Raw genomic sequence first — 16,108 nt, 5'->3', positions numbered from 1 at the left:
AAAAAAATTAGAATTGGAATTCTTTCCTCTCACCCAATCCTTGAGTTTATTTTTTTATAAATTTGCATGAAACGTAAATAGTAAAAAATGGATAAGGCAGAACTTTTGGCCAAGCTAAATGAATCTTCACCAAATACATTAATGGATACCTTAGGGATCGTATACACTGATTTTACAGGAGATACACTAACTGCAGAAATGGAAGTAAATTCCCGGGTACACCAACCGATAGGATTTTTACATGGTGGAGCCTCATTAGCTCTTGCTGAAACTGTAGGTTCGGTTTTATCTATTACCACGGTTGATCCTTCAAATTATTATGTTTTCGGAACGCAAGTAAACGGCTATCATTTAAAATCTGTTAAAAACGGAAAAATTTCAGCTACAGCCCAATTTATTAACAAAGGTAACACATCCCATGTAGTTGAAATTAATATTTTTTGTACGGATGATGAGGGAAATACTTTTAAAAATTGTTATGTTACCATGACTAATCGCATTGTTCCTAAAAATAATTTTGAATAATGGTACTTTCTGAAATAGTTAAAGATTGCATTAAAAAAAATATTCCTTTTGCTTTTATTCGACTTCCTAAAGACAAAAAAATATTTTTAATCAAAAAGGAAGAGGGCGGCATATATGAATATTCTTTTCAATCTTTTGATAATTCAAAGAAATATACTTTCCATTTTTCAACATTTACTGAGGTAAATGATTTATTACCATCGAATGACCTTATATTTCCTCTAACTAACAATGAAAATACAAAGGTTATTTCAGAACAAGAATATTTAAATCTTCTTCAACGGACCATTCATTATATTCAACAAAAACAAACAGATAAAATTGTAATTTCTCGCGAAAAATGGATCGATAAGGATAAAATCAACCCTTTCAAATCGTTTTTGTTTTTATGCGAAAAATATCCATCCTCCTTTTGCCAGGTAAGCTATTGGAATCAAAATGAAATTTGGATGGGGGCTACTCCTGAAATCCTAGGTTCTTTTGAAAATTCTTTATTTACAACGATGGCACTTGCCGGAACATTACCGGATATTGATTCTGTTCAATGGGAAAGCAAAGAAATAGAAGAGCAAAAATATGTCACAGATTATATTTGTGAAAAAATTAAAGCCTATACTTCGAATTTAACGATAAAAGGTCCTGAAACACTTCATTTAGGACATGTTAAACATTTGGTAACCTATCTTTCTGCAAAATTAAATACTTCTGATCAATTATCTCAATTGATAGCAGATTTGCATCCTACACCTGCCGTTTGTGGAATTCCGTTAAATAAAAGTAGAAATTACATTTTGGAGAATGAAGGATATAATCGTGATTTTTATGCAGGATATATAGGATTGGAAACTCAGAAATTTAAAAAGTATTTCGTTAATTTACGATGTGCTAAACTATATGCTAATGGAGCTTTACTTTATGTTGGTGGTGGTATTACAGCGCAAAGTAATCCGCAAAAAGAATGGACGGAAACAGAATTAAAGGCTAAATTTATTGGTGAAAGTCTTTAAATACCTTCTTATGCTTAATCAAACAGGCTGAGTTGGTTTTTATCAATTTTTTTAATTACAGATTTATTAGTTTTCTTGCCGGTTTTTTTTATAAGACTGCTGTTTTCAACGGCGTCTCCATAGATAGTTTTACCACCGTATTTCCAGGAATTTTTCCGTTCATTTTCAATCCATTCATGAAAATTGTCACTGGGTTTAAAATTCTTTTCAATTTCCATAGATACTTTGGAAAGATTTTTCAATGCTTGCAATTTATCGGTATCTCCTAATTTAGATCGTTGCAATGCTTTATCAAAAATTTCAATGGTTTCATCATATACTCGAGTGGGTACAGGAAAAGGATGTCCGTCTTTTCCTCCGTGTGCAAAAGAAAATCGGGCGGGATCTGAAAATCTGGAAGGAGTGCCATGTATTACCTCACTAACTAAGGTCAACGATTGAAGCGTTCTGGGTCCTACTCCATTCAAAAGCAACAGAGATTCCACATCTTGAACATCTGTTTCATGAGCAAGTACCAAAGCAGCGCCCAATCTCTTCAAATTGACGTCTTTTTCGCGTACCTCATGATGAGAAGGCAATATAAGGGATATTTCTTTCATTAAACGATCCGGATTTTCCTTAGTTAGTTCTAAAATTCCCTGTTTGGTAGTAGAAGCATCTTTATCGGTCAGATTAAGGATTTCTCCTTTGTTTTTACCATAAATAAAAGTATGGGGAGTTTCCGTAAAGGATTGAACTGAGGAAGACAGCCAATGATACCTTCTTGCCAATTTATCGTTGATATTCATTCCTTGCTGCACAACTGTCCAATCGCCATCTGTAGTAACTACAAAGGAATGTAAATATATTTGGAAACCATCTTGAACCGCACAATTATCAACTTTAGCTACCAATCTGCTCTTAGTAATGAGTTCATTTCCATCTAAACCGGTTTTATCGGCAATATGAAGTAATTCCGTTGGAGTATTTCGTGAAGATTTCCCCCTGCCCCCGCATACATAAATACCAAGTTCCGAGGATCTTTGATTTATTGCTTTTTTCAAAGCATTCATAACGGAAGTGGTTATTCCTGAAGAATGCCAATCCATTCCTAAAACACATCCTAAAGATTGAAACCAAAACGGGTCGCTTAATTTTTGTAAGAAAGTTTTTCTTCCGTATTCTTGAACTATAGCCTCTACAATCGCTCCACCTAATAAAGCCATTCTTTTAGCTAACCAGGCGGGAACTGTTCCATAGTGTAAAGGTAAATCTGCATATCCCTTCTTCATATAGTAAATATAGTAAAAATTAAATTAATTAACTCATTTACTGCACATTTACCTTATAATTAAATGATAGTAATTGCGCGGTAACTTTAATTTAAACAATTTTTGACTAAAAGTTTTTCAGCAATCATATTACTTAAAACTTCTGTTCTATTTTGACCTACAATTTGAACGGTTACACTTCCGTCAAACTCTTCAACTGATTCAATCTGAAATTTAATTCCTAAATTGAAATTTTTAGAATTTAAATATTTTAAAAATTCTTTAGAACTGTGAATGATAGCGGATAATTCCACGATTTCTCCAATTTGGTATTCGTTTAATTTTTTAAAGCGTCCCCCTTCAATATTCCCTTGTTTATCCGGTATAGGTGAACCGTGAGGATCAAACTTAGGATAATCTAACAATTCGTCCATTTTATTGAAAAATTTTTCTGAATGTATATGTTCGATTTGTTCGGCTACTTCATGAACATCTTCCCAACTAAATCCCATTTTTTCAACCAAATACATTTCTGTTAGACGGTGTTTCCTAAGAATTAAAGCGGCTTCTTTTTTACCTTTTTCTGTCAGTTTTAACGGTTTATAGCTCTGATAGTATACCAATCCTTTTTTCAAGAATTTTTTCATCATGCTGTTCACAGTAGGCATTTTGATATCTAAGGATTGGCTTAACGCCAAAGTAGATACTTCTCCCTTTTCGTCAGACAGATTATATAAGGCTTTTAGATAATTTTCTTCTATAGATGAGAACATTTACAAATATATTTAAAATATTAATTTTTCAAGACCAAATAATTTATTTTTCCAAAATACAATCGTAAAATAAATTTGTTAGACTAATCTAATTTTTTATATTTGCGAGTCTAAAATTAATAATTATGAAAAGAGGATTGACTGTACTTTTTGCATTATCCCTTTGCACACTATATTCCCAAGAAGTTAAAGATTCAATTAAAAACTCTAAAGAAAAATCGATTGACGATGTTGTCGTGACAGGAACCTTGAAGGAAGTTAGAAAATCTGACAGCCCGGTGCCTGTTGAAATTATTACACCAAAACTATTCAAAAAAAATCCTACTCCCAGTCTTTTCGATGCCGTAGGAATGATTAACGGAGTTAAACCTCAAATAAATTGCAGCGTTTGTAATACGGGAGATATTCACATAAACGGTATGGAAGGTCCTTATACTATGATATTAATTGACGGGATGCCTATCGTTAGCGGATTAGCTACTGTTTATGGTTTAAGTGGGATTCCCAATAGTTTGGTAGAAAGAATTGAAGTAGTTAAAGGTCCCGCCTCTTCTTTATACGGCTCAGAAGCTATGGGGGGAATTATAAACGTAATCACTAAAAACCCGCAAAAAGCACCCAAATTTGCAGCGGATATTTTCAGTACAAGCTGGGGAGAATTAAGTACGGATTTATCCTTTAAATTTAATGCCGGTAAAAAAGTAACCAGTTTACTGGGTATCAATCATTTTTATTATGATAATCCTATCGATGCCAATCACGACGGATTTACCGATTTAACTTTACAAAACAGGATATCGGTTTTTAATAAATGGAGTTTTAAACGAAAAGAAAACAGAGTTGCCAGTTTAGGGCTGCGATGGGTCAATGAAGATCGCTGGGGTGGAGAAATGAACTGGAGTAAAAAATATCGAGGAAGTGACGAGGTTTACGGAGAAAGTATATATACGAAACGTGCCGAAGTGATCGGACTTTACCAATTACCTCTACATGAAAAAATATACACCCAATTTTCATATAATTGGCATGATCAAAATTCATGGTATGGGAATACTCCGTATATGGCAACTCAACAAGTAGCCTTTATCCAAAGTTATTGGGATAAAACCATAAAAAATCATAACTTTTTAGCAGGTGCTTCTTTTAGATATACTTACTACGATGACAATACACCTGCGACCGCTTCTCCTGACGGCTCGAAAAACAGACCTTCAGAAACACCGTTACCGGGATTATTTTTACAAGATGAATGGTCTATAAATACTAAAAATAAACTTTTACTTGGGTATAGATACGATAACGATAAACATCATGGAAATGTACATTCTCCCAGAATTGCCTATAAGTTTTCACCCAATTATACGAATACCTTCCGAGCCAGTTTTGGAACCGGTTTTAGAGTTGTAAATATCTTTACGGAAGATCATTCTGCTCTTACGGGAGCCAGAGATGTAGTTATCTTGAATTCTTTAAAGCCTGAACGTTCATATAACGGAAATTTGAACTATGTTAAAAAAATGATGTTCGATGATCTGAATATAAATCTGGATATCACCGGTTTTTATTCTTATTTTACTAATAAAATTATTGGTGATTTCGATTCCGATCCTACTAAAATCATTTATGATAACTTAGACGGACATGCTGTTTCGCAAGGTATATCTTTAAATACGGAATGGTCTTTTTTAATTCCTTTTAAAATTATGGCGGGTGTTACTTATATGGATGTTTACACCAAAGAAAAAGATGACAAGGGTTCTTATTTTAGAACAGATCAGCTTTATGCACCTAAATGGTCCGGAACATTTGTTATGACTTACACATTTCCTAAAAATTATATATTGGACTTTTCAGGACAATGGAACGGAAAAATGAGGTTGCCTATCGAGCCTAATGATTTTAGAAGTGAATATTCCCCGTGGTATTGCATTGCAAATATACAGGTAACCAAGAAATTCCATAATGGAATGGAAATTTACGGAGGAATTAAAAACCTATTTAATTTTACGCCCAAAAACCCGATCATGCGTCCTTTTGACCCATTCAATAAAGAGGTAGATAATCCGATTACCAATCCTAACGGGTACACTTTTGATACTTCTTATAATTATGCGTCCTTGCAAAAATTAAGAGGATTTATGGGTATACGATATAATTTTTTCTAATTAATTTTAAAGACAGAAAAAAAGTAAATTTCATATAAAATAGATCGCATACATATTTTGTTAAAATAAGAAGATCATATTTATTTTTATGGTAAATTAGCACTTTCATAAAAAATAACTATGATCGTCTTACCTTGTTTTTATTTTCCTCCTGTTTCTTATTTTGAAAAATGGATCCATTCGGAAAAGATCTATTTGGAACAGTGGGAAAATTTTCCTAAACAAACTTATCGTAATCGTTGCATTGTTCAAGGAGCTAATGGAAAATTGCCTCTTATTGTTCCTATTGAACATTCAGGAGCCAGAATTATAAAAGATATTAAGATTTCCTATGCGTCTTCATGGCAAAAATTACACATTAAATCATTACAATCAGCATATCAAAGTTCTCCTTACTTTGAATATTACGAAGATAAGCTAATCCAATTATTGGAAAAAAAAGAAAACTTTTTATTAGATTTAAATCTAAACACATTAGAATGGGCATGTTCTATCCTAAAGTTGGAATGTTCGTACGAACTCACGGATGAATACGTAAAAAATCCTCCGTTTACCGATACGCGAGAAGCATTCAATGCAAAAAAAGAAAGTCCCTATAAAAATAAAAAATATATTCAGGTATTTTCAGACCGTTTCGAGTTTATGAATGATCTTTCCATACTAGATCTTATATGCAATCTTGGCCCGAAATCTGCTAATTACCTTACTAATGTCGAATAAATAAATAATTTTAAATGAAGATAAAACTATTAAGCCTAAGCTTCGCTTTTGCATTCTTTACTGCCAATGCATTTGCTCAAAATAACGTTCCGGCAGTTGATTCCCTTGCTTTAAAAAACTGGTATCATCAAAGTTATGAAAAAACCGGTATTTATGGTGTAGGGACTACTGATGCTATTGAATTTTTAAAGTCTAAAGGACTCAAGCCCTCTCCTATTATCGTTGGAGTAATTGATAGTGGTGTACAAATTGATCATCCGGATTTGAAAAATAATATTTGGAATAATCCAAAAGAAATCGCTAATAACGGTAAAGATGACGACGGTAATGGATATGCTGACGATGTTCATGGATGGGATTTTATCGGTGGAAAAGATGGAAAAGATGTAGACCACGATACTATGGAATCAACCCGTATAGTTTCTTTATATGAAAAACTGTTCGAAACCGGTGATTTGAAAACGAATGAAAAAAATCGGGAAAAGTATCCGAACGAATTTAAAGAATATCAAAGAGCTAAATTTATATATGACAAAGATTTAGGAGAAGCTAAAGATGCCCTATCTAATATTGACGAGCAAAAAGCTATGATCAGACAAATGACCACTGAATTACAAAATGCTCTGGGTGACAAACCTTTGACTATTGAAAATGTAAATGAGGCAACTTTTACTGTTCCTCAATATAAACAAGCTTTCCTTCAGATGATTGCAAATAATAGCGATTTGGAAGGAAAAAATGCAACTCAAATCAATATGTTGGCGGATAGTGAAATGGGTGAAGCAGTTGCTTATTATTCCGGAAAAGTAGATTACATGCTTAATAAAAGTTATGATCCTCGCTACATTGTAGGTGATGATTATACAGATATTAAGGAAAAACATTACGGTAACAATGAAGTGGAAGGCCCGGATGCATTACATGGAACTCATGTTTCCGGTATAATTGCAGCAGTTAGAAATAATAATATAGGTATGGACGGTATTGCCGGGGATGTTGCAAAAATCTTAGTAGTTCGAGCCGTTCCGGATGGTGATGAAAGAGATAAAGATATTGCCAATGCCATATATTATGCCGTTGATAATGGCGCTAAAGTCATTAATATGAGTTTTGGTAAGCCTTTTTCTCCTAATAAAGAGAGAGTATGGGAAGCTATGAAATACGCGGAAAAAAAGGGTGTATTAATGGTTCATGCTGCCGGTAATGATAATAAAAATGTAGATACTGAATATAATTATCCAACCAATTTTAAGGACAATGAGCATAAATCTTTTGTAAACAATTGGATTACCGTAGGAGCCAGTACTCGATATAATAATGCATTGAAGGCGTCTTTTTCTAACTACGGAAAAGAAAAAGTTGATATTTTTGCACCAGGATTAGAAATTTACTCTACAGTTACCAAAGGAAAATATAAATTTTTACAAGGTACCAGTATGGCTTCTCCGGTTGTTGCGGGATGTGCTGCCCTTTTATGGTCTTATTTTCCTCAGTTAACTGCTGAACAAGTGAAAAATATATTATTTATAACAGCAAATAAATCTACTATAGAAGTAACAGCAGGTGGCGAGAGTGAAAACAGTCCTATGATTAAAACAACTTTTGATCAACTTTCAGCGACCGGAGGTGTTGTAGATGTTTTTAGAGCCGTGAAATATGCGTATGATAATTTCAACCCTGAAAAAGGAAGTAAAAAAGGAAAAAAATAAGTTGAATATTCTTTATATAAAAAAAGCTATTTTAAATAAAATAGCTTTTTTTATGTTTCAAATTTAACATTATGAAATTTTAGTAACTCCTTCCGTTAAAGCTTTAATTAAATTTTTTAAAGGTTTTTCAACCATGGCAGATATAAACATATTAAATTTACCATCGAAAGTAAATTGAACTTCGCTTGAACTTTCTGTAACTTGATCAATCAATAAACTTAAGTCAAAATTCAAAGTTTCTTTAGCCGAACTTAATACAATTTTTGAATATGGAATTCTTTCTTTCATTTTCAAGGCAATTTCAGGCATTCCTTTTAATGCAAAAACAAATCCATCTTCATCTGCCTCAAACTTATCTATGGTTTCAGGCATGAACTTTTTAAATTCAGAAGGCTGAGATGCTAACGTGTAAATATCTTCTGCCGATTTATTAACCAGTATTTTTTCTCCTTTAATATTCATTTTTGTAATTTTGGTAAAAACAAACACAAATGTACAAAATTTCTGTAAACGAAAGATTTCTTACCCTTGGTAAAAATAAGAGAAAAGGTGCCATTAACCTTCCATACGAAAATTCGAAAACTTTGGTATACGCTCTGGATATTTTGTGCCATACGAAAGTAAACTCCATTCATGTTTATTCTTCTGAAACAAAAAAAGTTTGGAAAAAATTACAAAAAATAGCTACGCCCGTGTATGCAGCTGGGGGATTAGTTAATAATAATAAAGACAATTATTTATTTATTAAAAGAAACGGTTATTGGGATTTACCGAAAGGTCATGTGGAAGAAAATGAAACTTTTAAAAAAGCTGCCAAACGGGAAGTAGAAGAAGAATGTTCAATTTCTAATCTTAAATTAAAAAAATACCTAACGACAACTTATCATGTGTATCAATCTGAAAAAAAATACTTTTTAAAAATAGTTCAATGGTTTGAAATGAAGTATGATGGAAATGAACAACCTAAACCTCAAAAAAATGAAGGAATTGATAAAGCCCAATGGATTAGAAAAAAGGATATCCCTAAACTTATGAAGAAAACCTATGTAAATATCAGGGAATTAGTCGGTACTTATGTTTTAACTAATTCTCGAATTAAAAAATAATTAATATAAAATTCAATAAAAAAAGGAGTACTATAATTACTCCTTTTTTTTCTTTTTAAATCGTATGATTTTTAGAATGTAAATTGCATTCCAAATTTAACTCCGAATTTATTAACATCCGGCATATGTAAGTAATTCCCTCTCCAGTTAAAATCTACTCTAAAGATTCTTAAATTTCCAAACCCTATATTTTCGATACCAAATCCATATTCATAATAGATATCTTTATTAGGCGCTACATATCTGATATTAGAAGCATTCATATTCTTGGAGCCTTCGGATATATCTCCCCAAACACCTCTGAAAATCGCTACTTCTCTTAATTGTAATTTTTTCAATAAAGGAATATAGGAAAATATCCTTCCGTTGAAGTGATGTTCAACATGCAATGCCGTATAAATATCTGTTACGAAATCATAGTAATCCAGCAATGCAAAGGTATTATTTACGATACCGTAAGACTGGTTACCTGGTATGATTCCTAACAAGGATAAGGGCAATTTATTAAACGATTTACCGAATTCAAAAGTAACATTCGATTTACCAATCGGTCCCCAAAGGATCGGATGATTGTATAAAAATTGTATTTTATCATAGTTAAAATCACCATCCAACACTCCATTGAATCCTTTTATATATTTTAAAATTAAGGTTGGAGATAAAGTCGTATGCTCATATCTGTCTAATCCAAAACGAGAATATTTAGCTCCCGGTCTCGCTTGAATACTAAATGTTAAGTGAGAATCATACAAATCGTTTTTAATATCTCCTTTTTTGTTGTAATACCCAATATTAAATTTGTAAGGATTCGCCGATTTTATGTATTGATAAGTTCCATCTAATCGCAATTGTACGTTTTTCCACGGTTCAATAGATAAAAATGCATTGGTTTGATTGACAGAACTCAAATATTCATTACTTCCTCGGGATATGATGGAAGATGACGCAAAAGAACGGGTCATAATTCCCTCATTTTCTGTAAGCGAAGTCCCTAATTGAGTTATATCCCTTTTTGTTCCCGCACCTATAGTAAAACGATTGTATTTGTTTAACATCAAGCGCCCTTCAAAACCATATTTAAATTGATCATCTTTAAATCCGTATGCCGTATATCCTTCCACTCTCCACATATCATTGGGAGAGAAAAACGTCCTGGCTCCTAAACGAATTCTGGTTCCTTCAACATCGTTATATCCTAGTGTTTGATATAGATTTCCAATATCAATGGCATTACCCACATTGACATAGCCTGAGGAAAGAATTTGTACGGCATCTACAATATTTCTAAATAATCGGGTTTTAGATACCTTGTCTACCATTTCATATGCCTTTTTATCATCTTCATTAAGACGATCCGGACGATTGTCGGCCCAAAAATCATCTTTTCGGTTGTAAGCTCCTTCGGAAATAGGTTCCCATTGTTGATCTAAAAGTTTTTCTACAGTGCCTTGCGGTTCATCGAATTTATAATCATTATAAGTTATGGTACGTTTTGCAAACATACCTTTTCCTCCTTCTTTTTTAGTTATAAGAGACATATCCAAAACCGTGTAATTTCGTAATGGAATAAAAATTGAATCATTGACATTGTCATAATTCAATTCCATATATATGTCTTTAACGAAGTTTACATTAATACCCGAAGTGGATTGTAAGGTAACTTGCTTTACTGCATAAGTATCTTTAGTAATATATAAATCTCCTTTAAAAGTAAGCTCATTATCTCTTCGAGGCCTGTATTTAATATAATAACAATCAACTCCATCTACGGAAACCGTATCAGCTAATAAATAATCGTATACGGAAAATCCAATAGTAGCTACCGGACTGGTGAATCCTTTATTAAAAAAGTTTAACACATTATCGTATATGTTAACATCTTTATACAAATTTTTAACCGTATTGGCTACAATATCATTATTAGGAATTCCGGAAGCTTTATTTCCTCTCAAAAAGGATTTTTCCCGTTTAGAAGGTGTATTTTGTCCAACAATATCGGAAAGGGATTCGTTAAGAAAAACGGGAATGTACGTTTTTCCTGAGATATCTAATGTATCTATGTCTTTGGCTGAAATGTTTAATTTTTTAAAGATTTTTTTACTTATAAAAGCACTATCAACATTATTTAAATCAAATTCGATTTTCTCATATTCTTTATATTGATAATTCTTAAAATTTGTCAAACCGTTGGTTCTTCTTCTCTTCCATAATTCACGCAGTATGCGGTATGCCGGATTTTCTTTTTTAGGTAAACGCTTTTTCGGAAAGCCGGTAACTACTACCTCGTCTATTTCCTTTTCTTTGCTTACGGTTCCTTTATCGGTTGATTGGCTACTATTTTTGCTCTTTAATTTGAGATTTACAATTAAGCCTAGATTATCTCCCCTTTGTAAAGGTATATATTTTGTCGGGTATTTATCTGTAATAATTTGTAACGTGTCAATGAATTTATTGGATTGTAATTCAAAATTACCGTCACTGTCTGTAGTGGCGTAAACCTGAGTATTTTTAAGAAAAATATCAGCATCCGGAATTGGCTTCTCTGTATCTTCATCTAGCAATTGACCGGAAACTCTAACGTAATTAACTTGTTGGTTAGAAGATGGTGATATACTATCCGTATCAATTTTAGTTTGATTGGTAATTGATGGAGGAATTGAGGATGTACCAATCTTATCTTTTTCAGAGAATTTAATAATTAAATTTAAGTTTTGTTTTTTATTGACAGGAAATGACTTTTTCTTATAATTTACAATCTGAACAACGATAGAATCAAAGTTATTTTTAGATTCGAGTGAAAAATATCCAATATTATTTGAAAGGGTTGAAATTTCGGGAGCTTCAGGAAAAGATATTTTTGCTCCTTCAATAGGACGCTGGGTGTCCTGATTTATAATTACCCCCGTAATTTTGATTTGTGCATTATAAGATAAACTAAATAAAAATGCAAACAAAAAAAGTAATTTATTACTCATTGAACGTTATTTAAAAAAACAAAAAACTTTCGTTTGTATATATCGAACAAACGAAAGTCTTAGTATAAATATTATATTATATGTATGTGGTTCTCAACAAAACAAAGCTTTACCGTTTTTCAAGAACTTCATCAATAAGTCCATATTCTTTAGCTTCTGAAGCAATCATCCAATAGTCCCTATCTGAATCCTTCTCAATTTTTTCAAAAGGTTGACCGGAATGCTCTGCCAAAATTTCGTATAATTCTTTTTTCAGCTTCAAGATCTCCTTTAATGTAATCTCCATATCGGAGGCTTGCCCTTGAGCTCCTCCCAATGGCTGATGAATCATAATTCGAGAATGTTTCAATGCTGATCTTTTTCCGGCAGCACCTGCGGTCAATAATACGGCTCCCATAGAAGCAGCCATACCGGTACAAATAGTAGCCACATCGGGCTTAATAATTTGCATGGTATCGTATATACCTAGTCCGGCATACACTCCTCCTCCGGGAGAATTAATATATATTTGAATATCTTTATTGGCATCTGTACTTTCCAAGAACAATAATTGAGCGGTTACAATATTGGCTATTTGATCGTCTATACCTGTTCCCAGGAATATAATTCTATCCATCATCAACCGAGAGAACACATCCATTTGTGCTACATTTAATTTTCGTTCTTCAGTAATATATGGAGTCATTGAATTTACGTACTGATCTACCGCCAGACTATTAATTCCCTGGTGTTTTACTGCATATTTATGGAACTCTTTTCCTAAATCCATTTTTATTAATCTTTTTCTAAAATTTTTTACTTAATTTTCTCACTAAAACTATACCAAACAAAAGTCCCTATAGATAAGACTTTATTTTGTCAGCAATTTCAGTAAATTCTTCCGAACTCAGTGTCAATTTGTTACCAAAATTCATATCTCCGATAGCGTTTAATGGGATCAGATGAACATGAACATGGGGAACTTCCAATCCTTGTACAGACATTCCTACCCGTAAACATGGAATAGCTTTACCTACTGCCTGAGCTACCCTATAGGTAAAATCCATTAATTCATCATACTCTTCTTTGGGCAAATCAAACAATTTATCGGTTTCTTTTTTAGGAATTACTAAAACGTGACCTATAACTACCGGAAATGCATCTAAAAAAGCAAGGTGTTTTTCGCTTTCTGCAACTTTATAACAGGGAATTTCTCCTGCTACGATTTTTGAAAATATACTTGCCATAGGTTGTAAATTTAGCTTATTAATCTAATGAAATTTCTAAAATTTCAAAATTAATTCGATTACCGTTCGGTAAATTTATTTCTGCCGTTTCTCCTACTTCCTTTCCTAAAAGACCTTTAGCTATGGGGGTATTAACAGAAATTTTTCCGGTTTTTAAGTCGGTTTCCGTATCCGGAACCAAGGTATACTTCATCTCCTGTCCATTGGCAGTATTCTTTATTTTAACAGAACATAATATAGCTACTTTAGAAGTATCAACTTGCGATTGATCTATTATTTTAGAATTAGAAATTATATCTTTAAGCTTAGATATACGCATTTCAAGCAGACCTTGTGCTTCTTTAGCCGCATCGTATTCCGCATTTTCAGATAAATCACCCTTATCCCTAGCTTCAGCAATTTGCTGTGTGATTTTAGGTCTTTCAACTTGTTCCAATTGATCAAGTTCCTTACGTAATTTATCTAGACCTTCTTTCGTTACATAATTCATGATACTATTTTTTGTAATTTTGCGTTGTAATTTATAAACATAAAAAAAATAACCCGACTCTTCACGGTCGGATTATCCGTATGCAAATTTAGCAAATTTATTATGATTAAAAAATTAATTCTTTATATATTATTAATTTCACAGTTATTCTTCTTCATCCAATGCGAAAATGGAAATAAAACAATTAGTTGTTTTCCTAATTCTTCTATAAGTTATTCAGCCGATCTTAATTTACCTCAATTCCAAAAATTATCCGGTATTAATGGTTATGCTTATATTGAAGCGGGTCCTTTAACCGGTACTAAGGGCTTAATATTGGTTAGAATAGATGCTAATAAGTTTTTAGCATACGACAGAAATGCTCCGCATATTTGCCCGGGACCTAATACCCAATTGGAAGTAAAGGACGATTTTTATATCTATTGTCCTGAAGATGGAGCAAAATGGTCTCTAACCTCCGGTCAACCGTTAGAAATAGCTGACCGAGCACCTAAAATTTATAATGCGCAATTGATTGGAAATACGGTTATAATATCGTATTAATTTTATATAATATTTTTAATACTTTTCAGTTATAATAATATACTTGTATAGTATATAAAAATTAATGCATTGCCTGAGCAGCTGTGAATTGTTTTCAAATTTATTTAACTACTTATTCACGCCTTTTTTTCAATTAAGCTTTTCTATACCTATTAGAGATTTCTTATTTTCAATTTAACTTGTTGATCACCACAAAGATACTGTTCAGTTATCTGAATAAAATTATCAGTTAATTTGGGTTTTATTTGAAAATAAGTATGGGCTATCTGTTTGTAGTTTATGAATTTACGGATATTGGGGTGTTGTTTTTGTTATGGGTTAAAGCCTTAAAAATTAATCTCTGAATCTCTTAGTCTAAAAATAAATTTATATCATTCTATCCTTGTAAAACATTTTAATTAAACTTTAACTATTTAGTAAAAATCGAAAAAATTACGGATCGTAATATAAAATAATAAGGCATATACCCGAAAAAGCCGTAAATTCGAAAATCGAATTCAAAATAAATTAATAGATATCCGCAGTATGCTTGATAATAAGAACCCATATAAAACTTCAATTTCAGAATATGGTGAATTTGGACTGATCGAACATCTTACTCAAAATTTCAAACCTAAACATCCCTCTACTCTACAAGGAGTTGGTGACGATTCCGCCGTGTTGGATCCAAAAGATAAAAAGGTGTTAGTTTCTACCGATATGCTATTGGAAAATATTCATTTCAATTTGGCTTATACCCCTTTAAAACATCTAGGTTATAAGTCTGTAGTTATCGGACTCAGCGATTTGGTTGCCATGAACGCCGTTCCGGAACAAATACTGATTTCCATAGCCGTTTCTAATCGTTTTCCGGTAGAAGCATTAGAAGAAATATATACCGGAATCCACCTGGCGTGTAAAAACTATTCTATAGATTTAGTCGGAGGAGATACCACTTCATCCAACCTGGGATTGGTAATAAATATTTCTACCGTGGGATATGCTCATAAAGACGAGATTGTCTACCGAAAAGGAGCAAAACCCAATGACCTTTTGGTTGTCAGCGGTGATTTAGGCGGTGCTTACTTCGGATTACAAGTATTGGAACGTGAAAATTCTGTTTTTAAAGTTAACCCAAACCTTCAACCGGATTTATCGGGGTATACTTATATTTTGGAAAGGCAATTAAAACCTGAAGCACGTACGGAAATTAAAGCGTTACTTAAAGAAATGGACGTACATCCTACTTCTATGATTGATATTTCCGACGGGTTGGCCTCTGAAATCATTCATCTTTCTCAACAAAGTAACGTTGGCTTCTCCATTTATGAAGAAAAAATCCCGATGGACAGCCAGGTAATTACTACGGCGGAAGAATTCGGTATCAATCCCGTAACAGGGGTATTGAACGGGGGAGAAGATTATGAAATTTTATTTACCATTCCTATTGAAGATCATGATAAGATCAAACATAATCCTAACTTCACCATTATCGGTCATGCTACCGAAACGGTTGAAAATGTTTTGATAACCAAAGGAAATACACAGCACATTCCGTTGAATGCTCAAGGCTGGGATGCTCATTTTTCCAAGAAAAACTAAGAGTATAAAACGATAATTTGTATACAAAAATTTGCAGC

The 16,108-nt window shown here is 32.8% G+C and carries 15 protein-coding genes; 8 read left to right on the top strand and 7 right to left on the bottom strand.

All coding sequences use genetic code 11. The annotated features are described in order from the left end of the window. The first annotated feature begins 87 nt into the window (after positions 1–87). Together G8C41_RS02790 and G8C41_RS02785 are read left to right on the top strand one after the other, a co-directional pair. Entirely contained in the window at positions 88–525 is a 438-nt protein-coding gene (locus tag G8C41_RS02790) for a hotdog fold thioesterase (protein WP_160564860.1), read from the top strand. Further along, complete coding sequence (locus tag G8C41_RS02785) at positions 525–1,532, top strand: isochorismate synthase (protein WP_166006034.1); 1,008 nt, start codon at positions 525–527, stop codon at positions 1,530–1,532. Before G8C41_RS02790 ends, G8C41_RS02785 begins: the two co-directional genes overlap by 1 nt. 14 nt (positions 1,533–1,546) lie before the next feature. Here G8C41_RS02785 and G8C41_RS02780 read toward each other — a convergent pair whose 3' ends face one another. Both G8C41_RS02780 and G8C41_RS02775 read right to left on the bottom strand, forming a co-directional pair. Further along, complete coding sequence (locus G8C41_RS02780) at positions 1,547–2,803, bottom strand: DUF763 domain-containing protein (protein WP_166006033.1); 1,257 nt, start codon at positions 2,801–2,803, stop codon at positions 1,547–1,549. 86 nt (positions 2,804–2,889) lie between these two features. After that, a complete protein-coding gene (locus tag G8C41_RS02775) occupies positions 2,890–3,555 on the bottom strand; it encodes a metal-dependent transcriptional regulator (RefSeq protein ID WP_105297856.1) in 666 nt (221 codons plus the stop codon). A gap of 125 nt (positions 3,556–3,680) precedes the next feature. On the opposite strand from G8C41_RS02775, the gene G8C41_RS02770 reads away from it, so the two are divergent. The 3 genes from G8C41_RS02770 to G8C41_RS02760 all read left to right on the top strand — a co-directional run bounded on the left by G8C41_RS02770 (position 3,681) and on the right by G8C41_RS02760 (position 8,149). Beyond that, positions 3,681–5,720, top strand: coding sequence for a TonB-dependent receptor plug domain-containing protein (locus G8C41_RS02770; protein WP_166004073.1), 2,040 nt, complete (start codon positions 3,681–3,683; stop codon positions 5,718–5,720). Between the two features lie 120 nt (positions 5,721–5,840). Beyond that, entirely contained in the window at positions 5,841–6,440 is a 600-nt protein-coding gene (locus G8C41_RS02765) for a WbqC family protein (protein ID WP_166006032.1), read from the top strand. Positions 6,441–6,454: 14 nt separating this feature from the next. After that, the gene (locus tag G8C41_RS02760) at positions 6,455–8,149 is read left to right on the top strand and encodes a S8 family peptidase (protein WP_166006031.1); all 1,695 of its coding nucleotides are present in this window, start codon (positions 6,455–6,457) and stop codon (positions 8,147–8,149) included. A 69-nt stretch (positions 8,150–8,218) separates the two neighbouring features. Here G8C41_RS02760 and G8C41_RS02755 read toward each other — a convergent pair whose 3' ends face one another. Further along, positions 8,219–8,611, bottom strand: a complete 393-nt coding sequence (locus G8C41_RS02755; protein WP_166006030.1) for an SRPBCC family protein — start codon at positions 8,609–8,611, stop codon at positions 8,219–8,221. 29 nt (positions 8,612–8,640) lie between these two features. On the opposite strand from G8C41_RS02755, the gene G8C41_RS02750 reads away from it, so the two are divergent. Beyond that, positions 8,641–9,255 carry an NUDIX hydrolase gene (locus tag G8C41_RS02750; RefSeq protein ID WP_166006029.1) on the top strand — a complete coding sequence of 205 codons (615 nt, stop codon included), beginning with the start codon at positions 8,641–8,643 and terminating at the stop codon, positions 9,253–9,255. Positions 9,256–9,326: 71 nt separating this feature from the next. Here the strand turns inward: G8C41_RS02750 and G8C41_RS02745 are convergent, their stop codons facing one another. The 4 genes from G8C41_RS02745 to greA all read right to left on the bottom strand — a co-directional run bounded on the left by G8C41_RS02745 (position 9,327) and on the right by greA (position 13,946). Then, entirely contained in the window at positions 9,327–12,230 is a 2,904-nt protein-coding gene (locus G8C41_RS02745; protein WP_166006028.1) for a DUF5686 family protein, read from the bottom strand. 109 nt (positions 12,231–12,339) lie between these two features. Then, complete coding sequence (clpP, locus tag G8C41_RS02740; RefSeq protein WP_105297863.1) at positions 12,340–12,999, bottom strand: ATP-dependent Clp endopeptidase proteolytic subunit ClpP; 660 nt, start codon at positions 12,997–12,999, stop codon at positions 12,340–12,342. 67 nt (positions 13,000–13,066) lie between these two features. Continuing rightward, positions 13,067–13,456, bottom strand: coding sequence for an HIT family protein (locus tag G8C41_RS02735; protein WP_160564843.1), 390 nt, complete (start codon positions 13,454–13,456; stop codon positions 13,067–13,069). Between the two features lie 19 nt (positions 13,457–13,475). Further along, positions 13,476–13,946, bottom strand: a complete 471-nt coding sequence (greA, locus tag G8C41_RS02730) for a transcription elongation factor GreA (RefSeq protein ID WP_105297865.1) — start codon at positions 13,944–13,946, stop codon at positions 13,476–13,478. A gap of 102 nt (positions 13,947–14,048) precedes the next feature. Here greA and G8C41_RS02725 point away from each other — a divergent pair, with 102 nt between their 5' ends. Together G8C41_RS02725 and thiL are read left to right on the top strand one after the other, a co-directional pair. Continuing rightward, positions 14,049–14,489, top strand: coding sequence for a hypothetical protein (locus G8C41_RS02725; protein ID WP_166006027.1), 441 nt, complete (start codon positions 14,049–14,051; stop codon positions 14,487–14,489). Between the two features lie 525 nt (positions 14,490–15,014). Continuing rightward, positions 15,015–16,070 carry a thiamine-phosphate kinase gene (thiL, locus tag G8C41_RS02720; protein WP_166006026.1) on the top strand — a complete coding sequence of 352 codons (1,056 nt, stop codon included), beginning with the start codon at positions 15,015–15,017 and terminating at the stop codon, positions 16,068–16,070. The last annotated feature ends 38 nt before the right edge of the window (positions 16,071–16,108 follow it).

Origin of the sequence: Apibacter sp. B3706, assembly GCF_011082725.1 — a bacterium.
Taxonomy (GTDB): Bacteria; Bacteroidota; Bacteroidia; order Flavobacteriales; family Weeksellaceae; genus Apibacter.
Note: the sequence above shows the minus strand (reverse complement) of the source record. Positions and strands in the feature narration are given on the sequence as shown.